We start from the raw sequence: 20,086 nt of genomic DNA, 5'->3' as shown, positions 1-20,086 counted from the left end.
TTACCAAGTTCAGGAGTCCTTGTGTCTGTATCTCGAAAAATTGTGACGGCGGTTTGTCTGGGCAGCCTTATGATCGCGGTTGCCGCCTGCGGTGGTGGTGGAAGCAGTAGTGGTTCGGGCGGAGGATCATCTTCCTCATCCTCATCCTCTTCTGCCTCATCCGTGGCTTCTTATTCAGCCGGGGCCGAGATTACAGTCGCAAGTGCTGACATTTTGGAAGGGGTGGTGGTCACAGGCCTTTCCAACGGCAATTACCTTGTGACGTGGGGGGCATCCGGCGCCACGTCGGATGAAAAGGACACAGAAGGCAGTGGTGTCTATTACAGGATTTATGCGCCTTCCGGTAAGGCAGCGGGGGCGGTGCGCGTAGCGAACACAACACGCGCCAATGATCAACGCGAGCCTGCGGCAAGCGCGCTGAAAGACGGCGGCTTCGTGATCGCATGGAGCGATAACGGCAAGATCAATATGCAGCGCTTTGACAATAACGGTGGCAAACAGGGCGGGCAGACTCAAGTCAGCACCACCACTACCGATGACCCAGGTGGCGCCCGTGTGATCGGCCTCGCCAACGGCGGGTACGTTATTTCGTGGACGGAGTTCCATCCCAGTGGCGGTGTGGGACCGGCGCGCACGACCATCAGATCCCGTATTTTCACCTCAGGCGGCGTGGCCTCTGGTGCGGAATTCCAGTTGGCGGATATCAGTAATGAGGGCGGGGCCATACATAATGATCAGCTTGCGCCGCTTACGAACGGTAATTTTGTTTTCCTGCTGGTAACCAACGCCCCCCGACAGGGCAGCGCCATCGTGCCGAACCTGACTGCACAGGTATATTCAGCCTCCGGCACAGCCCAGGGGGCGGCCTATTATGTCAACGATGCCAGTAATGGTGGTGGCGGCGGCTATGCTGCGCCAATGGCCGATGGCGGGTATATGGCCATGTGGCTCAGGACTTCTTATGGCGGGGACATCCGCACGCGGCGTGTTGATGCCTCTAACGCCTTTACAGGGGCTGAAAATGCCTTTGCCGTGGATGGCGAAGCCATCGCGCGCGCGCGTATTGCCGTCCTTACGAGTGGCGGTTATGTCGTGGCCTGGCACGGTTATAGTAACGTCAGCGGACAGGTGTTCAAGGCTGATGGCAGCGTCTTCAACACGCGTTTTGACGCGATGACCGGCGGGGCCATGCCGGAAGCGCTGGCGCTCGGCAGCGCTTCCGGCGGCAGTTTCGCTGTAAGCTGGACGCCCGGCTTTTCGGGGCAACAGTATCGTAATCTGGGGTTGCGTATTTACACACCAAAATAGCTCTGTCGTTTCACGTTCATGAGCATCGTACTCTTATAGGCCTTTTATAACTCACGCCTGCCATGCCGACGTGGTTCTTACGGTTAGGGGCCTATACTGTGCGTCTTAATGTCACAGGAGGAAGCCTCATGACCACGATGACAGAGAAGGACAAGACCCCCGCCGTCGATGAAACCCATGTCGGAAAAAAGGTTTTTTCGCCTAACGAGTTGAATCAGGCCGGTGAAGACAAGGAGTATTTTCATCCAGACGGGCATCATAAGTTCAATGCGCCGAAGGATGCGAACGCACATGCCCTGACGCCCGACGTCGAGGTGACGCCGGGGAACAAGGTCAAGCAAATTCATAAAGATTAGACGCGTCAGGCCTTAAAGAGGCCGCCCAGGGCATCGCCAAAACCGCCACGCTTTGCCGCCTGAAGCACGACATCGGTGATGTTGCCCTGCGGTAGTTGGCCGCCGGGAGTCAGGTGGTCGATCAGGCCGGGCAGGGCGCTGGCGAGTTGCGAGCTGTCGATACCCATCGCCTTTGTCAGGCTCGCCACCTGCTCCGAGCCGAGAACGGACTGAATCTGGTCGGCGGAGATCGGCAGGTTGCCGCCGGTGCCGACCCATGACTGCACGATTTCGCCCATGCCGCCCTTTTCGAATTTGGCGACCAGACCATTCAGCCCGCCATTACCGAGCTGGCCGGCCAGTTTTTCGATATCAAAACCGCCGGGACCGGAGGCGGCGCCCAGCATATCGTTCAGCAGGCTCATGGGAATTTTTCCTTTGCGGGTTTCGGATAAGGCAGACTACGCGCCTGATTTTTTATAGCGTCAATTCACGACGTTTTTACTGTGTCATATCATTGGGCCATTTCCCCGCGTTTGACCGCGCCATACCAGGCCCAGAGCAGGTGCGCGGCAATGGTGCGATAAGGCGACCAGTCGAGCGCCCGTTCGGCGCAATAGGCCTCATTTGGGCGCTCCGGCAGGTTATCCAGCCAGCTGACGGCCTCGCGCAGGGCGACATCGCCGACGGGGAACAGATCAAGCCGGCCTTCGGAAAACATCAGATAGACCTCCGCCGTCCAGCGGCCGATGCCTTTCAGCGCGATCAGGCGAGCCGCCGCGTCTTCGATGGGGAGGGTTTCGAGCGTTGCCGTATCGAAGCCGCCGGTATGGAAGGCGTCGGCCAGGGCGCGGGCATAGGCAATCTTGGGTCGTGACAGGCCATAGCCGCGCAGGAGGTCTTCATCATGCGCCAGCAGGCTTTGCGGGGTGACCTCGCCGAGGCCATCGCGCACGCGGCCGAAGATGGTGTCCGCCGCCTTGACCGACAATTGCTGCTCGACGATCAGGCCGAGCAGGGCGGGGAAACCGCCGGGGCGCTTGCGGTGCTGGATATGCGCGAAATGCTTGGTCAGGGGTTTCAGGCGCGGATCGCGTTCGGCCAGATGCGCAAGATGTTCAGGGGCGAGGGGATTGGCGGTGTCGGTCATGGCCCATCTTAGCAGATTTGATACGCAAATCTGTCAGCGGGGAGAAAAAAACATCCGTCCAGCCTGTGGGCGGTCAGGCGATAATGCAGCCCACCTGCGCCACGCGGTATTCGCGGCGCAGGGTATCCGAGACAATGCCATAATTGCGCTTGGTGATGATGGCCTCGGAGTCGTAATCCGGCTTGCGGTCCGCCGTATTGGCGATGGCGGCCACCGTTTCCGGCACGGAGGTATAGATGCGGCCGCGGCGCGGGTTTTCCTTCAGCGTAATGCCTATGACATGCGAATTGTCATTGAGCGCCGGACCGCCGATCAACTGGTTGAGGTCGCTTTTCAGCTCAAACGTTTGACCCGCCTTGGCCCAGGCCAGAACCGGCTCGCTGCCTTCAAAGCGCTTGGAATGCTTCATCATGGTCCGCCCGATCAGGCGCGCGGTCGCCTCGCCGACCGTGCCGCCGGGATAGCCCGGCATGAAGGCGCGTACCCCCGGCTTGACATTGGCCGGGTCCGCCATGGAAAGCGGGCGCCCGCCGCCATCGGTCATGGCGATCAGGTAGCCTTCATGGCCGGGAATAGGCCGCGTCTTGAAAGGAACGGCCAGGTTGCCGCCGATGTTGAGGAAAGGATGTGTGCACTTGCCGACGCTCTGTTCGGCCACGATCCATTCGCCGGTCTTGGAGATCGAGAAGGCCGTGCCGGTCATGATCTTGCGGTCATCCACCGGCAGGTTGATGATCGAGGTGGCGGTGAAGGGCGTGTAGGTGGCGAACAGCGACATCTCGCCGATACCCGGTGGCGGCGGCGCGGGGGGCGAGTCGGAAACCTCATGCCAGCTTCCGGTCACCACCACGAGGGCGGTGAGGGCGGCGGCGTAAAGGAGCCAGTCCAGTTTCATGATCTAGGCCGCGACGGCAGCGGCGAGAACGAGGGCGGCGGCCAGCTTGGCGGAAACCAGCAGCACGGCAGCGGAGACCTCGCCTTCATTGATACGGTTGGGCAGGCCGGCCAGCAGGAAATCGACGAGGCGGAAGACGAACAGTTGCAGCACGATGGTGGCGCCGCCCCACAGCACGATATCGCGCAGGGAGGTAGAGGCCGCCATCGAGGCCGCCAGCGGAATGGCCAGGCCGATGATGACGCCGCCGAAGGCCACGGCGGCGGCCGAATTGCCTTCGCGGATCTGGTGGATTTCCTTGTAGGGGGTCAGCAGCGAATAGACCGTGGCGCCGATCAGCAGCAGCAGCAGCGTGACGCCGGCATGGAGCAGGGTGATCGGAAAGCCGGAAGCGAAGGCCTGAATTTCCGGCCGCAAGACCTCCGGCGACAGGAAGTTAAGGTTAAAACTGTCAGGTGTCATTCTGGTCCCCTACACGCGGTCTTGTGCGCGTCCGTTACGCATGAAGTTACGCGCGTAACGGCCCATCGCACTTTAGGGGTAAGTTCCCTGCAAGATCAAGGCCTGCTCTGGAGGGCTGTGGATAAATTTTATATGACGGCGGAAATATCCAGTTTGCGCAAGGCCTTAGTCGATCATGCCGCCAGCCAGGTGAGCGAAGGGCAGGCTTTCGCCGGCGGGCAGGTTGTCCTGAATTGAGGCAGCCTCTTCACGCTGTTCGCGACGGACCACCGAGGCGCGCTTCTTCTCGCTCTCGGATTTTAACTGACCGCAGGCCGCCAGAATATCGCGGCCGCGCGGCGTGCGGATCGGCGAGGCATAGCCGGCCTTGTTGAGGATGGCGGCGAAGGTCTCGATCGCGCTCCAGCTTGAGCACTGGTAATCGGTGCCGGGCCACGGATTGAACGGGATCAGATTGATTTTGGCGGGGATGCCCTTCAGCAGGCGGATAAGCGCGCGCGCCTCGGCCGGGGTATCGTTGACGCCTTTCAGCATGACATATTCAAACGTCACGCGGCGGGCGTTGGAAATGCCGGGGTAGTTGCGGATGGCGTCCATCAGTTGTTCGATATTGTACTTCTTGTTGAGCGGCACGATCTCGTCGCGCAGGTCGTCATTGGTGGCGTGCAGCGAAATGGCCAGCATGGCCTGGGTGCGGTTGCCGAGCGCTTGGAGTTCGGGCGCCACGCCGGAGGTCGAGACCGTGATGCGGCGGCGCGAAATGGCGATGCCTTCGTTGTCGGAAATGATGTCGATGGCGTCGGAGACATTATCGAGATTATACAGCGGCTCGCCCATGCCCATGAAGACGATGTTGGAAAGCTGGCGGTCTTCGCTGGGCGACGGCCATTCGCCAAGGTCGTCACGCGCTATCTGCACCTGGGCGATGATTTCTGCCGCCGTCAGGTTGCGCACCAGCTTTTGCGTGCCGGTATGGCAGAAGGTGCAGTTAAGCGTGCAGCCGACTTGCGACGAAACACACAAGGCGCCGGCGCGGCCGACCGAAGGGATATAGACGCTCTCGACCTCTATGCCGGGGGCCATGCGGATCAGGTATTTGCGCGTGCCGTCATTGCTGACCTGGCGCTCGATGATTTCCGGGCGGGCCAGGGTGAACTTTTCCTTGAAAAGCGCGCGCTGTTCCTTGCCGATATCGGTCATCAGGTCGAAATCGGTGAAGCCGTAGTGATGCATCCAGCGCCAGATCTGCGTGGCGCGCATCTTCGCCTTGCGCGGCTCAACCACGCCGGACTCGACCAGCGCCTGCATCAGGCCATCGCGGGTCAGGCCGGTGAGATTCACCAGCGCCGGAGCGGCGGATTTGACGGACAGGTCGAGCGTATGGGCCAAGATATGCGGCTTTCAAAAGACGAATTACGGGGATTGGCGGACCCTATACAGGAAAGCCTGAGAAATGTCTAATTGCGCCGCTATCGTGCCTGTCGTAACCTGCCCGCTCACCCTACGGATTCTTGAGGACCGCATGACCCTTTCCTTTAAAACGCTTGGTTTCGCATTCGCCGTGGCCCTGAGCCTGCCCGCGGCGTCTCAGGCGCTGGCCAGCCCGGAAACCGACGCGCTGTCGGCCTGCCTGGTCAAATCCGCCAGTCCGGCGGATCAACTGGTCCTGACGCGCTGGGTATTCGCCGCCATATCGAAGCATCAGGGCGTGTCGGATCTGGCCTTGCTGTCGGATGTGCAACTGAAATCGGTCAATCAGGCCGGCGGCGCGCTGTTCTCGCGGCTGCTGACCGAAAACTGCCCGACGGAGACGACCGCCGCTATCCGCGTTGATGGCGCCAAGGCCATTGAAATTGCCTTTACCGCCCTCGGCCAGACGGCGATGCAGGATCTGGCCGGCGATCCGGGGGTGCAGAGCGCCCTGACCGGCATGGTCGGTTATATGGATCAGGCACGCTTGTTCGGTATGCTAAGCCAGGCCGCGAAATAGCTTACCGCCCCAGATAGCGTTCCGGCTTGTGGAAACCGACCATGACCCCGCTCATGGCGGCGGCGGAAATCACCGAAAACATCAACTGATGCGGATTGAGGATCAGGATCGACGCCGCCATGATCAGGGCGTCGCAGGCCAGTTGCGTCTTGCCGGCATTGATATTCTTCGTCTTTTGCAGATAGAGCGCCAGTACCCCGGTGCCGCCGGCGCCAGCGCCATGACGGGCCAGCGCCAGGATGCCCATGCCGATGATGGTGCCGCCGAAAAGTGCCGCGAACAGCGGGTTCAGGCTTTCCAGCTTGAAGGCATAGGGCGCGTAGGTGGCCATGCCCATGATGGCGAGATTGACGATCACCGTCTTGATCATGAAACGCTTGCCCATAGCCGGCCAGGCGAACAGAAAAAACGGGATATTAATCAGGATAAACAGCAGGCCGACCGGCAGGGGCGCCACATAGGAAGCCAGCAGGGCGATACCGGCCACGCCGCCGGTGGTCAGACCGGCCGTCTTGAGCATGACGATACCCAGCGCAATGAACGAACAGCCGATGGCGAAGGCATAGGCATCCTCCAGCACCGTGTGTTTGACGGTGGGGTAGAGGGCGTCCTTGCCGTCCTTGTCGATCCGTTGGCTGGTCATTGTCGTCATCAGGCGGCATCCATAAAGCGGTTGGCCTGTGCGTTTCATCCCGTTGGTTATAATTTGGTCTTTTGTTATAATTTGGTTTCGTATGACACAATTTTTCTGCTGCGGGAAGTAAGGAAGCCTTCGACGATTAGCGCCACCATCGCCCCGGCCACATAACAGGCCAGGTCTCTCACATCGAAAGAACCGCCCAGGATAAATCCGGCGATGCGGTTGCCGCGCAGGCCAAGCGCATCGATCAGATGGAACATCTGGCCGAACTCAATGGCGAAGGCGATGACGAGCGCCGTCAACACTGCCGGAACGACCCGCAGAGGCGTTACGGCGCGCAATCCGAAATAGAGCAGGATGACCGCCAGGCTGTCGCCAATATATGGCCGGATCAACCGATCGTGGACATGGAGCGCGATCAGGATTTCGATAACGAAGACCGCCATAGCCGCCAGCGCGTAAGATATCCGCAATTTCACTATGACCGCCCCCTCATGCTGACGTAAACGCGCCCTGACAGATGGGATAAAGCGCTGCCGCTTCTGTAGCAAGGTCGAACAAGGATGACGCTGTGTCTTATGTTTTCAAATGGATGGACTCGCCCGTCGGCCGCCTCAAACTGGTGGCCGGCGACAAGGGGCTGGCGGCGATCCTGTGGCCGGATGACAATCCGAAGCGTGTGCCGCTTGGTGTTCTGACCGAGGCTGCCGACAATCCGTTCCTGTGGCAAACCGAACAGGAACTGGCGGAATATTTCGCCGGTAAACGCAGCGTCTTTACCGTACCGCTCGATTTCAATGGCACGGGATTCCAGAAGTCCGTCTGGCAAGCCTTGCTGACTATTCCATTTGGCGAAACCCGCAGCTACGGCCAGATCGCTGTTCAGCTTGGCAAGCCTTCCGCCAGCCGCGCGGTCGGGGCGGCCAATGGCAAAAATCCGATCTCGATCATCGCGCCCTGCCATCGCGTCATCGGCACTAACGGTAAGCTGACCGGTTTCGCCGGCGGACTGGAAACCAAGGCGCATCTGCTGGCGCTGGAAGGCCACGAAGACAGCCGTCAAAGCGAACTCTTTTAAGACTAATTAACCACTTGTTCACCACGGATCGGGTAATTTTTGCCTAGTCCGGCTGCCGGATTGTTTTGTATCCGGAGACTCCCTTTGGCTGTCGCGTCTGCTGTCCCCATTCCCTTCAAGTTCGGTGAAATCGGCGGCTGGCTGAAGCGCGGCGAGGTCATCATGGCCGTCGGCGTGATCTCGATCATCGTGATCCTGATCGTGCCGATGCCAAGCTGGGTGCTCGACATCCTGCTGTCGCTCTCCATCACCTCGGCCATCCTGATCCTGATGACCGGCCTCTTCATCAAGAAGCCGCTGGAATTCTCGTCCTTCCCGACCGTGTTGCTGGTGACGACGCTGTTCCGGCTGGCGCTCAATATCACCTCGATGCGCATCATCCTGACCCACGGCCAGGACGGTGCCGAATCGGCCGGAGCGGTCATCCACGCCTTCGGTATGCTGATGACCCAGGGCAATTTCATCATCGGGGCGATCCTGTTCGCCATCCTGGTGCTGGTCAATTTCGTCGTCATCACCAAGGGTTCCGGCCGTATCGCTGAAGTGGCGGCGCGCTTCACCCTCGATTCGATGCCCGGCAAGCAGATGGCCATCGACGCCGATCTCTCCTCCGGCCTGATCGATCAGGAAGAGGCCAAGATCCGCCGCAAGGAAGTGGAGCAGGAATCGGGCTTTTTCGGCGCCATGGACGGCGCCTCGAAGTTCGTGCGCGGCGACGCCGTGGCCGGTATCGTCATCACACTGGTCAATATTGTCGGCGGCATTCTGATCGGCATCTTCTCGCACCAGATGGACGCCGGCGAGGCCGCCAAGACCTACATGCTGCTGACCATCGGCGACGGTCTCGTCACCCAGATCCCGGCCCTGATCATCTCGATCGCCGCCGGTTTCCTGGTGTCGAAAGCCGGTGTCGATGGGTCGGCCGACAAGGCCATCGTGCTGCAACTGGCGCGCAATCCGGTAGCGCTGGGCGTCGTTTCGGCGGCCTCCGGCGTCATGGGGCTTATTCCCGGCATGCCGATCATTTTCTTCGGCGCCATTTCGCTGGCAACCGGCGCCCTGGCATGGAAGCTTGGCCGCGCCCCGGCGCCACCGACCAAGGCGGAAATTGACGCCATCAACGCCGCCAACCTGCCGGCGGAAGAAGAGCCGATCTCGGCGGCCCTGGCCATCGATGACGTCAAGATCGAGCTGGGCCTCGGCCTGCTCGGCCTGATCAACGACCTCGACGGCCGCAAGCTGACCGACCAGATCAAGGCCCTGCGCCGGACGCTGGCGCAGGAATACGGCTTCATCATGCCGTCGGTGCGCATCCTCGATAATATGCGCCTGCCGTCCCAGGGCTATGCCGTCCGCATCAAGGAAATGGAGGCCGGCACCGGCGAGGTGCGTATCGGTTCGCTGATGGCGATGGACCCGACCGGCCGCCAGGTTGAGCTGCCCGGCGAGCATATGAAAGAGCCGGCCTTTGGTCTGCCAGCGACGTGGATCGACAACGCCCTGCGTGAGGAAGCGACCTTTCTGGGCTATACCATCGTCGATCCGGCGACGGTCATCACCACGCACCTGACGGAAATCCTCAAGGACAATATGGCTGACCTGCTCAGCTATTCGGAATTGTCCAAGCTGCTGCGCGACTTACCGAGCGACGAGAAGAAGCTGGTGGAAGACCTGATCCCGCAGGTGGTTTCGACCGCCACCCTGCAACGCGTGCTGCAAGCCCTGCTGAAAGAACGCGTGTCGATCCGCGACCTGCCGGCGATCCTTGAAGCGCTCGGCGAAGCGGCGACGCACACCAAGTCGATTACCCAGATGGTCGAGCATGTCCGGTCTCGCCTGGCGCGGCAACTGTGCTGGCAGAATCGTTCGGACGATGGTTCCCTGCCGATCGTCACCCTGTCGCCCGATTGGGAAAACGCCTTCGCCTCGTCGCTGGTGGGGCAGGGCGAAGATCGTCAATTGACAATGGCGCCGTCGCATTTGCAGGACTTCATCCGCGGCGTGCGCGATACCTTTGAGCGCGTGTCGATGAATGGTGAGGTGGCGGTGCTGCTGACCTCGCCCAATATCCGGCCGTTCGTGCGCTCGATCATCGAAAGATTCAGGGCCAATACGGTGGTGATGAGCCAGAATGAAATCCATCCCAAGGTAAAGCTCAAGACCGTCGGGCAGGTTTAGCTGGGGGCGCGTTAACCATCTGTCCTGACAGAAGAACTTGACAATACAGGCCTAAACGCCTTTTAACAAAACAGCGGAAGACAAATTCGTCTCGCAGGCGAGTCTCTTTTGGGGAATAGTGTGCCAATGAAGCGCATCATCAGACAGGTGTTCGGTACGACGCGTCCCAAGGAAATCTGGGGCGATCTGCTGACGTTTGAGCGCCTGGTCACCAAACCCATCGTCCATATCATTTATTGGGTCGGGTTGGGACTGTTCACCATCGCCGCCTTCGGCGTGCTGGGGATTTCCATTGGCACCGCCATCAAGGAAGGTATGCCGTGGGGCGTTCTGCTCGCCCTGCCGTTCTTTATCGTCGGTCTGTTGTCGATTATGGTCGGTATCCTGTTGTGGCGCGGTTTCTGCGAATTCTATCTGGCGGTGATGAGCATCGCCGATGACCTGCGCACCCTGCGCCAGTATCAGGAAAAGCTGGTCCAGCCGGGCGCTTTCGGCAGCGCGCCGGTTGCGCCGCAAGGTGCGTCCGCGCCTATCGATACGCCGGCGCCGGAAACCGCCACGGCCGAAGAGGTGCCGGAACCGACCGTCAAGGGCAAGTCCAAGGACAATATCCTCGAAGACCCGTTCTTCCGTCCGCGCTTCGAACGCAAGGATCTGTAAGCAACGGAACCTCCCCCTGATATCAGGGGGAGTTCGTTTATTTCATCGCGCTGACAAAGGCCTGGGTCAGGGGCTTCGGCCGGCCCTGACTATCGAACAGCACCGGCTCATCCGGCATAAGCGATTTACCGCCCTGCGGGGTGTTCAGCCAGGAATCGGAATCGCGCAACGCCCAAATGGTCAGGCCATAGCGCTGGCGTACCGGCACGTCATGATAGGCATCCAGCAGTTCGTTCAACACCCGCACCTGATGGATGCGCGGCTCTGCCAGATTGACCGGATGCTCTTCGCGCAGGGAAATATCGACCTCCGACACGTGCACCATCAGTCCCAGCGAGGCGATGTCACGGATCGCCGTCTTGATCAGGCCGGGGGCGATGCCGGAATCGATATGGGTTTGCGTGCCGATACCAGACAGCGGGGCGCCTTCTTTCAGCAGCTTTTCGCACAATTTCAGGAAAGTCGTGCGTTTCTTCGGCGTCAGTTCGAGATTGTAATCATTGAGGAATAGCACCGCCGACGGATCGGCCCGGTGCGCCGCCTCCAGCGCCAGGCCGATATAGTCGTCGCCCAGCACCTCGCGCCACAAACACGGGCGCAGGCCGCGTCCGTCATTCCACACCGGTTCGTTGACGACATCCCAGCCCTTGATGAAGCCCCTATAGCGGCCCATCACACCGTTGACATAGCCGACATAGGCGTTGAGAAAAGCGTCGGGTTTCGTCTTCAGTTTCTGGAAGTATTCGCCATCCTGCGCGTACCAGATCAGGGTGTGGCCGTGAATGCCCATGCCATTCAGTCGGGCGAAGCGCATCAGGGCGTCGGCGCGATCGAATTGCAGGCCGCCATCGGGCCGCAGCATATATTCCATCTTCATCTCCCATTCCGCCGTCAGGCGTGAGAAATGCGTGGCGGCCAGTTTTGACCAGGCCGGATCGGACAGCTTGCGGAAGGTGGCGGAAACGCCGAGGGGATAAGGCGTGACGGATTTCAGCGGCGGCACATTGCCATAGGTCTGCGCGTCCGCCGGAAGGGTACGGCTCAAAGCCATCGCGGCCGCGCCGACGGAAAGTCCGCTCAGAAGGCCGCGCCGGTTCATAGGTTAAGCAGGCCGCTTTGTGCGCAGCGATACTTCGTCGAGCATGGCGTTTTCGATACGCTTGTCGTTGGCGACCTGTTTGAGGTGAGTGATTTCGGCGACGTGCTCGAATTTCTTCAGGTCTTCAAAAGCCATGCTGAGCGAATCGCGCACGCCCTCTTCTTCCTTGACGATCAGGTCGAGATCGCTGGAAACGGTATCGCGGCGGTGCTGGAAGCCGCGCTTGTAGGCGGCCAGGCTGTGCGACAGCATCGGGTCTTCCGAGGCGCGCACACATTCCAGTTCGTATTCGGCGTCGAGGGTGGCGATCTTCATTTCGGCGTGGGTGCGGCGGGTGACCACCTCGGCCAGTCGTTTTTGCAGGGTTTCGACCTCAAAAGTGGACAGTCGAATAAGCGATTTGGCCCACTTGGTCATGATATTCCCCTTGTACTGACTGAACTTTCCGAAGGCGGAGCCTGCGGAATCAGGTCAAAACTAACCCTTGCTGAGAATGTCGGCCAAAAGAGTAAACGACTCGTCAAGAGGGGTGTAATCTTCCTTATCCTGACGCAGAAATTGTTCGATATCCGGGTTGAGAATGATGGCCCGGTCGACATCGGGATCGGCGCCGGAGCGATAGGCGCCGATGCGGATCAATTCTTCCATGTTGGCATAGGCCGACATCACCTTGCGCGCCTGCCGGACGACCTCGCGTTCGGGCAAGGTCTGACATTCCGGCATGGTCCGGCTGATCGATTTCAGCACGTCGATGGCGGGGAAACGGCCGCGCTCGGCGATGGTCCGGCTCATGACGATGTGGCCGTCGAGAATCCCCCTGACAGCATCTGCGATCGGCTCATTGTGGTCATCGCCATCGACCAGCACGGTGAAAAGCCCGGTGATCGGCCCGGTCTGGGTGCCGTCCTCCAGCATCGGGCCGGGGCCGGCGCGTTCCAGCAGTTTCGGCAGTTCGGCGAAGCAGGTGGGGGTGTAGCCCTTGGTCGTCGGCGGCTCGCCCGTGGCCAGGCCGATTTCGCGCTGGGCCATAGCAAAGCGGGTGACCGAATCCATCAGGCACAGGACTTCCAGCCCCTGATCGCGCAGGAATTCACAAAGCGCCATGGTCATATAGGCGGCCTGTCGGCGTTTCAACGCCGGCTCATCGGAGGTGGCGACCACGACAATGGCGCGTTTCAGACCCTCGGGGCCGAGCGTTTCTTCGATAAATTCGCGCACTTCGCGGCCGCGTTCGCCGATCAGCCCGACGACAACGACATCGCAGGTGGCCTCGCGCGCCAGCATCGACAGGAGCACCGACTTGCCGACGCCGGAGCCGGCGAAGACTCCAAGGCGTTGCCCGCGGCAGCAGGTGGTGAAGACGTCCATCGCCCGGACACCGAGATTGAGCCGCTCACCGACGCGGGCGCGCTTGTGCGCCGCTGGTGGCGCGGCCTTGAGCAGGTAGCCTTCCTTGCCTTGCGGTAGGGGGCCGTGGTCATCGATCGCCTGACCGAATGAATCGACGATGCGGCCGAGCCAGGCGGTGGTCGGGTAGACCTTGGCGCCTTCGTTGGAAATGCGGATTTCCGCGCCGGGCGTCACGCCTTCGACCGGACCGAACGGCATCATCAAAGCCCTATCTTCACGAAACCCGACGACCTCGACTGGCAGGGGCGTATCGTGGCGCCGAATGATCTCGCAGCGCGCCCCGACCTGCATGTAGGAGAGGCCGCCCTTGGCCTCGATCAGCAGGCCGTTGACCACCGCCACGCGTCCGTAGACGCGCAGGGGATCGATAGTCTTCACCATGTCGACGAGATCTTGCATGGCGGCGATTATGGTAAATGAGAGCTTAAGAAAGGTTAACGGCCGGGAGTAAGCAGCAAGAAACCCCCACCACCACATCTCAACGCTTCGCGTCTCGTGCGGTCCCCCTCCCCACCAAAGGTGGGGAGGTATAAGTCGCAGGTTCTTTCCTTTATACCTCCCCGGCTATGCCGGGGTTTGTCGTCAGCGAAAATATAGCTTTTGCAAGCCATGGGACCGACGCGCAGAGCGCGTTGGTGGTGGGGTGTCTTGCTGCCTCAGTCCCGCAGAATAAACACGCCTACCCGGTGTTCGCAGCTTTGCCGTTCGGGGGCATCCGCCGGCGTATCGGGATGCGCAAAGGCCGTATGGAAGACGGTTTTGAAATCCCCTTCGGGCGCATCCTTGAAGACCTCGAAAATCTTGAAGACCAGGACTTCGCCGGTGGTCATCTCCGGATAATAATGCCAGCGATGATCGGGATTATAGCGCAGGGATAACTGGTTGGTGTTCTTGCCGCTCGGTGCGAAATCGACAAGGGCGGCGGGCACCAGATCCGCCCGCGCCACCGAGGCCGGATGGCAGATCGTCAGTGGCATATGCTGCAAGGCCTCATCCATATAGACCGTCCGCCAGAAATTGAGCACCATGAAGCCGGCGACATCGGGCTGATCATACCGCGCCCGCCACGCCTTTGCATATTCCGGCGTCGAGAAGGCTTCCAGGCTTTCCTGATAATCGTCGGGCGTCAGGCCATGATCCTGATGCACACCCTGGGCATAAGGATTGCTGCCGGGGCCTCGCCGCACCAGATACGGCCCCTGGCGGATTTCCAGCCTGCGGCCGGGCAACAACCGATCACGGATCAGCGCTTCGACCTCCGGCATATAGGTGCGCAGGATATCGTTTGTGTCGCGGTCCTGCGAAGCGCCGGAATCCCAGTCCGCCACCTGCGAGACATGATCGACCAGCACAAAGCCATTGGCGGCAAGAAAATCGTGTACGGGCAATTCACCGGTTTGCAGGGCGCGGGCATCGCTGATGGGTATGGGTGGCGCAGCTTCCCACGGCACCGGCCCCTCCGCCGGCCCATTAACGCGGATCAGCACGGGGCCATCGGTCACCAGATCGCGGCGGATAAAGCCGTTAAGTGTCGCTTCCACCATTGTCACCTCCCTTTTACCCTAGATTGGCATATCGTCCTCCGTGCGCAAGAGGCCTTCACAGCTTGACCGTCCGGATCGCACCTGGTCTATGTAACCGGCCCTGGGGGATATATGCGCGCCTATTACACAGCCGACCGCGACAAGTTTTATAAGGACACGCCTGAGCATATTATGGGCGAACTTGCCCTGCGCCATCGCCATGATCTTGAAGAAAATCAAAAAGGGGCGTGGCTGCAACAGATCGCCATCCTGCGCGGGGCGTTGAAAGAGGCGTCGGATTTCACCCTCTATTTCGAGTTTTCGATCCCGCGCATGGGCAAGCGCGCCGACGCCGTGGTGGTGATCGGCGATTGCATTTTCGTCATCGAGTTCAAGGTCGGCAGCGATACCTTTGATCGCCACGCCATCGAGCAGGTCGAGGACTATGCGCTCGATCTGAAGAATTTCCATGAAGGCAGTCATGGGCTGTCGATCGTGCCGATCCTGGTGGCCACGAAGGCGGCGGCCTCACGCGATGTCCAGCTTGAACTGGCGCTTGATCAGGTGGCGAAACCTTTGTGTCTTGCGGTCATCGATCTTGGCGCGGTCATCCGCATGATCGCCGCGCACCATGACGCGCCGTTTTTCGACACTGTAAAATGGGCCGCCAGCGGCTACCGTCCGACGCCGACCATCGTCGAGGCGGCGCGGGCGCTCTATGCCCGGCATGAGGTGGCCGATATCACCCGTTCCGATGCCGGGGCGATCAATCTCGGCCGTACACAGGATGTCATCGCCGGGGTGATTGAAAACGCCAAAGCGCATCACCGTAAATCGATCTGCTTTGTCACCGGCGTGCCCGGCGCCGGCAAGACTTTGGCAGGGCTGAATATCGCCACCCAGCGCAGCGAGCGCCACGCCGATGAGCACGCGGTTTTTCTGTCAGGCAACGGCCCGCTGGTCGATGTGCTGCGCGAGGCCCTGACGCGCGATCAGGCCCGCCGCACCGGTCAGCCCAAGGCGCATGTCGAGCGCAAGGTGCGCGCCTTTATCCAGAACATCCACAAGTTCCGCGATGAATATGTTCACACGAGCGCTGCACCGGTCGAGCATGTGGTGGTGTTCGACGAAGCCCAGCGCGCCTGGACGCAGGCGAAGGCGGCGAGTTTCATGCAGCAGAAGCGCGGCGTCGCTGATTTCGACATGTCCGAACCGGAATTCCTACTCAGCGTCATGGACCGTCATGCCGACTGGTGCACGGTGGTTTGCCTGATCGGCGGCGGGCAGGAAATCAATATGGGTGAGGCCGGCATGTCGGAATGGATGGCGGCCATCCGCGATCGCTTCCCGCACTGGGCGGTGCATGTTTCGGCGCAGATCGAACAGCCGGATTATGACCTGAATCATGACGCGAGGGCCTTTATCGCCACGGAACAGGTGCGGTTGCATGATGACCTGCATCTGGGGGTTTCGATGCGTTCTTTCCGCGCCGAAACCCTGTCCGATTTCATCTCCCATCTGCTGAATGGCGACGCTGGGGCGGCGCGTCAGGCGCACGAAAAGCTGGAAAACTATCCCATCCATCTGACGCGTGATCTGGCGGCGGCCCGGCACTGGCTGCGCACGACGGCGCGGGGTTCGGAGCGCTATGGTCTGGTGGCCTCGTCAGGGGCCATGCGGTTGCGACCGGAAGGCCTGCACGTAAAGGCCGGCATCGATCCGCCGAACTGGTTCCTCAACGACCGCAGCGATATCCGCTCGTCTTTCTATCTCGAAGATGTCGCCAGCGAATTCGACGTTCAGGGGCTGGAACTGGACTATGTGGGTGTCTGCTGGGACGCGGACCTGCGCTACGTTGATGACGGCTGGCATTGTTACAATTTCAAGGGCACGAAGTGGCAGTCGGTCAATGATCGCTTCCGCAGGCTCTATCTGAGAAACGCCTATCGCGTCATTCTCACGCGGGCGCGGCAGGGCATGGTGATTTTCGTGCCGTCCGGCGATGACGGGGATCATACGCGTCCGAAGCGCTTTTATGATGAGACCTATGCCTACCTGGAAAGCTGCGGATTGAAGGCGCTCCCGAAGTGTTGATCAGCCGGCTTCACGTAGCTGTGTTACATTACGCATAGGGGCGGGGTCAGCAGGAGTGCTCCTATGTTCTTTATGAAAGATGCGGCGCAGCAGGCGCTTGATATCAATATCGGCCGGGTGCTTGAGATGTTCCGCACAGGTGTCCTCAACCGCCAGCAGACGTGCGAAGGCCTGACGCGCTTTTTCGAGGGCGCCGCTCACCATGATGCCGCCGATCTCGAAGCCCATCTCATGCGGATCGTCGAACGGGTCGATACCGGCGCACTCGATTGCAAGGAGGCCCGCCATAAGCTGGTAAAGGCCGCCCTGGCGTCGGAAAAGAACGATCTGCGCTATGTCGATATCCTCCACCATATGGTCGAGGAAGCCTGATTAATTTCTCATCGCTGTTTTTCCATACAGCGCGCCTGCCCGAAGCATTTTGGGGCGAGCGCGCTGTACTGTGTGATTCAAATGACTCACCGATGAAAAATGGCGGTAAAAATCCTGTGCATAAGGAGAATCGTTGACTCACGACTCTTGCCCCCGATTCGCAAATCACCTTACCGCTTGATTCTGAGTTTTATTATCTGAGTTGTTAAGCTTAACGAATCTTAAGGGATTTCCTGTTTAGCATGAAGGTTAACGGGCGTTTGCATGTCGCGGGCGCTGTTTTCGTTACCCACGAGCCGGGAGGGGCTTATATGCGCGTACTACTTATTGAAGACGACAGCGCGACCGCTCAGAGCATCGAACTGATGCTCAAGTCGGAAGGCTTTAACGTCTATACCACCGACCTCGGCGAAGAGGGTATCGACCTCGGCAAGATCTATGATTACGATCTGATCCTGCTCGATCTCAGCCTGCCCGACATGTCCGGTCTGGAAGTGCTGCGCCAGTTGCGCGTCGGCAAGATCAACACGCCGATCATGATCCTGTCCGGCAGCTCGGAAATCGACACCAAGGTCAAGACGCTCGGTAATGGCGCCGATGATTACATGACCAAGCCGTTCCACAAGGACGAACTGATCGCGCGCATTCATGCCGTTGTCCGCCGTTCCAAGGGGCACGCCCAATCGGTTATCCGCACCGGCGATATCGTCGTCAACCTCGACGCCAAGACCGTTGAAGTCTCCGGCAACCGCGTCCACCTGACCGGCAAGGAATATGAAATGCTTGAGCTGTTGAGCCTGCGTAAGGGCACGACGCTCACCAAGGAAATGTTCCTCAACCACCTGTACGGCGGTATGGACGAACCCGAACTCAAGATCATCGACGTGTTCATCTGCAAGCTGCGCAAGAAGCTGGCCGTGGCCGCCGATGGCAACCACTATATCGAAACCGTCTGGGGCCGCGGCTATGTGCTGCGCGATCCGCACGAACAGACCAGCATTGTGGCTGCCTAAGCGGCTTCTGCTTTCTGAATATCAAAAAAGCCTGCCGACCTCTCTCGGCAGGCTTTTTTGATGCCCATTTCCAAGAGGGGGTTATGGTCACGCGCGTTGTATTTACCCCCTCTGTCTTTTTGGCAGGGCCAAAAATCCAGCTCCCCCTCCAAGAGGGGGAGATTTAAGGAAGACGGGTCCGTTTTTATTGTCAATTCATTCACCCATTTCGTAAATTCCAGAATAAACAATTGGTGGTAACGTTGTTCTCATAACGGGAGTCGCCGACAGTGGCCGCTCCGGATATAGGGGTTGGCGGATGACAACGGGTTTGCGGACTTTCACTGTGCTGTTTCTCTGTACCGATAATTCGGCGCGTTCCATTCTGGCCGAGGCGCTGCTCAATCGCCTGGGCGCCGGCCGGTTCCAGGCGTTTTCCGCCGGCTACAGCGTGGCCGAGGCGGTCAATCCTGATGCACTCGCCCTGCTGGACAAGATCAATTACAACGCCGACCGGGTTTCCGCCAAGCAGATGGCTGAGGTCATGGAAGAAAACGACCCCGGCTTTGATTTCATCATCCGTTTGTCGCCCGATCGCCGGGGCAGCGGACGCCTGCCGCAGTTTAAAGGCGCGCCGGTTGTCACCGACTGGCATATGCCCGATCCCTCCGATGTCTCCGGCGCGTCCGGCGCCATCGCCACCGCCTATGCCGATGTCTTCAATCATCTGGCGGCGCGCATCGACGCCCTGGCCAACCTGTCGGAAGACTGCCTGACCGGTCCGCACATCCAGTCACGTCTCGATCGCATGGGCGAAGACGGTGTGCGCCTGGCGGCTTAGGGGGATAATTTCAACTTTCCTGCCCGACTTCAGGCGCGTCATCTGCCCCACGGATGACGCGCTATTTTTGCCCCCGATCACGACTTCGCACGAAATATTGTGGAGGCGGCCGCGACCTCGCCTTTAAGTTTCCATAGTTTTATAATAGTAGAAAGCTCCGCTTACAGTGTTTGATCGCGCAAACTCAAGGTCCCCCCCTGCGCGCGATCCATTTCCAAAGGCCTCCCAATGATCAGTGACGACGCGGTGGTTAATCTCTTTGCTCTGGCGCATCCTGGCCGTCTGAACGTCTTCCGCACCATCGTGAAGGCGGGGCCGGACGGCATGGCGGCCGGCAAGATCGCCGCGGCCAACGCCATTCCGGCCAATACGGCCTCGACGCACCTCAGCATCCTGACCGGCGCCGGCCTGCTGTCGGCCTATCGTGATGGCCGCTCGATCATCTATCGCGCCAATTTCACCCATTATGCCGAGTTGATGGGCTTTCTGCTGAATGACGTGACCGAAAACAACGCCGAAGCCGCCACCGCCTTGCAGGCCTGGTTCAGGAACCATCCCGCCAATGATGCGTCCGCACACGCCAAGGCCTGATCATGCCCGTCACCATTTATCACAATCCGCAATGCTCGACCTCCCGCAAGACGCTTGAACTGATCCGCGAGGCGGGTATCGAGCCGGTCGTTGTCGATTATCGCAAAGCAGGCTGGACGAAAGACCTGCTGAAATCGCTGTTCAGGGTCATGAAGGCGAAACCGCGCGACCTGCTGCGCGTAAATGGCACGCCCGCCGAAGAACTGGGCCTGACCGATCCGGCTGTCAGTGATGACCGCCTGCTGGCCGCCATGATCGAACAGCCTATTCTCGTGCAGCGCCCGATCGTGGTCAGCGATAAGGGCGCGATCCTGGCGCGGCCGCAGGAAAAGGTGCTGGAAATTCTTTAGAGCGCAATCCGACAAAGTGGCCACCACTTATCGGATCAATTGCGCGGCAAAACAAAAAAGACAGAGCAAAATGACGATTCCATCTAAAGTCATTTTACTCTGGCCGGACTTCCGCCAT

At 59.9% G+C, this 20,086-nt stretch carries 23 protein-coding genes; 12 read left to right on the top strand and 11 right to left on the bottom strand.

The genetic code is table 11. The features are described from left to right. Positions 1-69: 69 nt before the first annotated feature. Complete coding sequence (locus tag VL130_RS01495) at positions 70-1,308, top strand: hypothetical protein (protein ID WP_325360378.1); 1,239 nt, start codon at positions 70-72, stop codon at positions 1,306-1,308. Positions 1,309-1,436: 128 nt separating this feature from the next. Beyond that, positions 1,437-1,664 (top strand): hypothetical protein, encoded by a 228-nt coding sequence (locus tag VL130_RS01490; RefSeq protein WP_325360376.1) that lies wholly within the window; start codon positions 1,437-1,439, stop codon positions 1,662-1,664. A gap of 5 nt (positions 1,665-1,669) precedes the next feature. On the opposite strand, the gene VL130_RS01485 is transcribed toward VL130_RS01490, so the two are convergent. The 5 genes from VL130_RS01485 to rlmN form a co-directional block, all read right to left on the bottom strand. Continuing rightward, positions 1,670-2,068: a YidB family protein gene (locus VL130_RS01485; protein WP_325360374.1), complete on the bottom strand. Its 399-nt coding sequence runs from the start codon at positions 2,066-2,068 to the stop codon at positions 1,670-1,672. A gap of 89 nt (positions 2,069-2,157) precedes the next feature. Then, entirely contained in the window at positions 2,158-2,793 is a 636-nt protein-coding gene (locus tag VL130_RS01480) for a DNA-3-methyladenine glycosylase 2 family protein (RefSeq protein WP_325360372.1), read from the bottom strand. A gap of 73 nt (positions 2,794-2,866) precedes the next feature. Further along, positions 2,867-3,688 (bottom strand): peptidase, encoded by an 822-nt coding sequence (locus VL130_RS01475; RefSeq protein WP_325360370.1) that lies wholly within the window; start codon positions 3,686-3,688, stop codon positions 2,867-2,869. Positions 3,689-3,691: 3 nt separating this feature from the next. Then, the gene (locus VL130_RS01470) at positions 3,692-4,150 is read right to left on the bottom strand and encodes a DUF350 domain-containing protein (protein ID WP_325360367.1); all 459 of its coding nucleotides are present in this window, start codon (positions 4,148-4,150) and stop codon (positions 3,692-3,694) included. Positions 4,151-4,315: 165 nt separating this feature from the next. Then, positions 4,316-5,539, bottom strand: a complete 1,224-nt coding sequence (rlmN, locus tag VL130_RS01465) for a 23S rRNA (adenine(2503)-C(2))-methyltransferase RlmN (protein WP_325360365.1) — start codon at positions 5,537-5,539, stop codon at positions 4,316-4,318. A gap of 133 nt (positions 5,540-5,672) precedes the next feature. Here rlmN and VL130_RS01460 point away from each other — a divergent pair, with 133 nt between their 5' ends. Next, a complete protein-coding gene (locus VL130_RS01460) occupies positions 5,673-6,140 on the top strand; it encodes a hypothetical protein (protein ID WP_325360362.1) in 468 nt (155 codons plus the stop codon). Between the two features lies 1 nt (position 6,141). Here the strand turns inward: VL130_RS01460 and VL130_RS01455 are convergent, their stop codons facing one another. Both VL130_RS01455 and VL130_RS01450 read right to left on the bottom strand, forming a co-directional pair. Further along, on the bottom strand, positions 6,142-6,792 hold the full coding sequence (locus VL130_RS01455) for a YitT family protein (RefSeq protein ID WP_325360359.1): 651 nt from the start codon (positions 6,790-6,792) through the stop codon (positions 6,142-6,144). Between the two features lie 65 nt (positions 6,793-6,857). Further along, entirely contained in the window at positions 6,858-7,259 is a 402-nt protein-coding gene (locus VL130_RS01450) for a DUF2809 domain-containing protein (RefSeq protein ID WP_325360356.1), read from the bottom strand. A 92-nt stretch (positions 7,260-7,351) separates the two neighbouring features. On the opposite strand from VL130_RS01450, the gene VL130_RS01445 reads away from it, so the two are divergent. The 3 genes from VL130_RS01445 to VL130_RS01435 all read left to right on the top strand — a co-directional run bounded on the left by VL130_RS01445 (position 7,352) and on the right by VL130_RS01435 (position 10,696). Next, positions 7,352-7,858 carry a methylated-DNA--[protein]-cysteine S-methyltransferase gene (locus tag VL130_RS01445; protein ID WP_325360354.1) on the top strand — a complete coding sequence of 169 codons (507 nt, stop codon included), beginning with the start codon at positions 7,352-7,354 and terminating at the stop codon, positions 7,856-7,858. A 162-nt stretch (positions 7,859-8,020) separates the two neighbouring features. Beyond that, on the top strand, positions 8,021-10,036 hold the full coding sequence (gene flhA, locus VL130_RS01440; protein ID WP_325360605.1) for a flagellar biosynthesis protein FlhA: 2,016 nt from the start codon (positions 8,021-8,023) through the stop codon (positions 10,034-10,036). A gap of 126 nt (positions 10,037-10,162) precedes the next feature. After that, positions 10,163-10,696: a DUF4282 domain-containing protein gene (locus VL130_RS01435; RefSeq protein WP_325360352.1), complete on the top strand. Its 534-nt coding sequence runs from the start codon at positions 10,163-10,165 to the stop codon at positions 10,694-10,696. A 37-nt stretch (positions 10,697-10,733) separates the two neighbouring features. Here the strand turns inward: VL130_RS01435 and VL130_RS01430 are convergent, their stop codons facing one another. From VL130_RS01430 to VL130_RS01415, 4 genes are all read right to left on the bottom strand, one after another. Further along, positions 10,734-11,795, bottom strand: a complete 1,062-nt coding sequence (locus VL130_RS01430; RefSeq protein WP_325360349.1) for an endo-1,4-beta-xylanase — start codon at positions 11,793-11,795, stop codon at positions 10,734-10,736. A 3-nt stretch (positions 11,796-11,798) separates the two neighbouring features. Further along, positions 11,799-12,212: a flagellar FliJ family protein gene (locus VL130_RS01425; RefSeq protein WP_325360345.1), complete on the bottom strand. Its 414-nt coding sequence runs from the start codon at positions 12,210-12,212 to the stop codon at positions 11,799-11,801. Positions 12,213-12,272: 60 nt separating this feature from the next. Then, entirely contained in the window at positions 12,273-13,604 is a 1,332-nt protein-coding gene (gene fliI, locus VL130_RS01420) for a flagellar protein export ATPase FliI (RefSeq protein ID WP_325360343.1), read from the bottom strand. Between the two features lie 257 nt (positions 13,605-13,861). Continuing rightward, positions 13,862-14,749 carry a CmcJ/NvfI family oxidoreductase gene (locus VL130_RS01415; RefSeq protein WP_325360341.1) on the bottom strand — a complete coding sequence of 296 codons (888 nt, stop codon included), beginning with the start codon at positions 14,747-14,749 and terminating at the stop codon, positions 13,862-13,864. Between the two features lie 111 nt (positions 14,750-14,860). Between VL130_RS01415 and VL130_RS01410 the strand changes: the two genes are divergently transcribed. From VL130_RS01410 to arsC, 6 genes are all read left to right on the top strand, one after another. Beyond that, entirely contained in the window at positions 14,861-16,822 is a 1,962-nt protein-coding gene (locus VL130_RS01410) for a DNA/RNA helicase domain-containing protein (protein ID WP_325360339.1), read from the top strand. Positions 16,823-16,885: 63 nt separating this feature from the next. After that, positions 16,886-17,194, top strand: coding sequence for a hypothetical protein (locus tag VL130_RS01405; protein WP_325360337.1), 309 nt, complete (start codon positions 16,886-16,888; stop codon positions 17,192-17,194). A gap of 311 nt (positions 17,195-17,505) precedes the next feature. Then, positions 17,506-18,207 carry a response regulator transcription factor CtrA gene (gene ctrA, locus VL130_RS01400; RefSeq protein ID WP_325360335.1) on the top strand — a complete coding sequence of 234 codons (702 nt, stop codon included), beginning with the start codon at positions 17,506-17,508 and terminating at the stop codon, positions 18,205-18,207. A 298-nt stretch (positions 18,208-18,505) separates the two neighbouring features. Next, complete coding sequence (locus VL130_RS01395) at positions 18,506-19,027, top strand: arsenate reductase ArsC (protein ID WP_325360333.1); 522 nt, start codon at positions 18,506-18,508, stop codon at positions 19,025-19,027. A gap of 228 nt (positions 19,028-19,255) precedes the next feature. Next, complete coding sequence (locus tag VL130_RS01390; RefSeq protein ID WP_325360331.1) at positions 19,256-19,618, top strand: helix-turn-helix transcriptional regulator; 363 nt, start codon at positions 19,256-19,258, stop codon at positions 19,616-19,618. 2 nt (positions 19,619-19,620) lie between these two features. Beyond that, a complete protein-coding gene (arsC, locus tag VL130_RS01385; RefSeq protein ID WP_325360329.1) occupies positions 19,621-19,968 on the top strand; it encodes an arsenate reductase (glutaredoxin) in 348 nt (115 codons plus the stop codon). The last annotated feature ends 118 nt before the right edge of the window (positions 19,969-20,086 follow it).

Origin of the sequence: Asticcacaulis sp., assembly GCF_035497195.1 — a bacterium.
GTDB lineage: Bacteria > Pseudomonadota > Alphaproteobacteria > Caulobacterales > Caulobacteraceae > Asticcacaulis.
The sequence above is the reverse complement of the archived record's forward strand: the minus strand, read 5'-3'. Positions and strand labels throughout refer to the sequence as shown.

Bases quoted from the DNA above. Each gene is read 5' to 3' on its own strand.
- VL130_RS01395 (WP_325360333.1), top strand. From the start codon at position 18,506: ATGACAACGGGTTTGCGGACTTTCACTGTGCTGTTTCTCTGTACCGAT.
- VL130_RS01485 (WP_325360374.1), bottom strand. From the start codon at position 2,068: ATGAGCCTGCTGAACGATATGCTGGGCGCCGCCTCCGGTCCCGGCGGT.
- VL130_RS01470 (WP_325360367.1), bottom strand. From the start codon at position 4,150: ATGACACCTGACAGTTTTAACCTTAACTTCCTGTCGCCGGAGGTCTTG.
- VL130_RS01390 (WP_325360331.1), top strand. From the start codon at position 19,256: ATGATCAGTGACGACGCGGTGGTTAATCTCTTTGCTCTGGCGCATCCT.
- VL130_RS01415 (WP_325360341.1), bottom strand. From the start codon at position 14,749: ATGGTGGAAGCGACACTTAACGGCTTTATCCGCCGCGATCTGGTGACC.
- ctrA (WP_325360335.1), top strand. From the start codon at position 17,506: ATGCGCGTACTACTTATTGAAGACGACAGCGCGACCGCTCAGAGCATC.
- VL130_RS01480 (WP_325360372.1), bottom strand. From the start codon at position 2,793: ATGACCGACACCGCCAATCCCCTCGCCCCTGAACATCTTGCGCATCTG.
- VL130_RS01405 (WP_325360337.1), top strand. From the start codon at position 16,886: ATGTTCTTTATGAAAGATGCGGCGCAGCAGGCGCTTGATATCAATATC.
- VL130_RS01455 (WP_325360359.1), bottom strand. From the start codon at position 6,792: ATGACGACAATGACCAGCCAACGGATCGACAAGGACGGCAAGGACGCC.
- VL130_RS01435 (WP_325360352.1), top strand. From the start codon at position 10,163: ATGAAGCGCATCATCAGACAGGTGTTCGGTACGACGCGTCCCAAGGAA.
- VL130_RS01430 (WP_325360349.1), bottom strand. From the start codon at position 11,795: ATGAACCGGCGCGGCCTTCTGAGCGGACTTTCCGTCGGCGCGGCCGCG.
- VL130_RS01495 (WP_325360378.1), top strand. From the start codon at position 70: ATGATCGCGGTTGCCGCCTGCGGTGGTGGTGGAAGCAGTAGTGGTTCG.
- VL130_RS01460 (WP_325360362.1), top strand. From the start codon at position 5,673: ATGACCCTTTCCTTTAAAACGCTTGGTTTCGCATTCGCCGTGGCCCTG.
- VL130_RS01425 (WP_325360345.1), bottom strand. From the start codon at position 12,212: ATGACCAAGTGGGCCAAATCGCTTATTCGACTGTCCACTTTTGAGGTC.
- VL130_RS01475 (WP_325360370.1), bottom strand. From the start codon at position 3,688: ATGAAACTGGACTGGCTCCTTTACGCCGCCGCCCTCACCGCCCTCGTG.
- VL130_RS01410 (WP_325360339.1), top strand. From the start codon at position 14,861: ATGCGCGCCTATTACACAGCCGACCGCGACAAGTTTTATAAGGACACG.
- flhA (WP_325360605.1), top strand. From the start codon at position 8,021: ATGGCCGTCGGCGTGATCTCGATCATCGTGATCCTGATCGTGCCGATG.
- arsC (WP_325360329.1), top strand. From the start codon at position 19,621: ATGCCCGTCACCATTTATCACAATCCGCAATGCTCGACCTCCCGCAAG.
- VL130_RS01490 (WP_325360376.1), top strand. From the start codon at position 1,437: ATGACCACGATGACAGAGAAGGACAAGACCCCCGCCGTCGATGAAACC.
- fliI (WP_325360343.1), bottom strand. From the start codon at position 13,604: ATGCAAGATCTCGTCGACATGGTGAAGACTATCGATCCCCTGCGCGTC.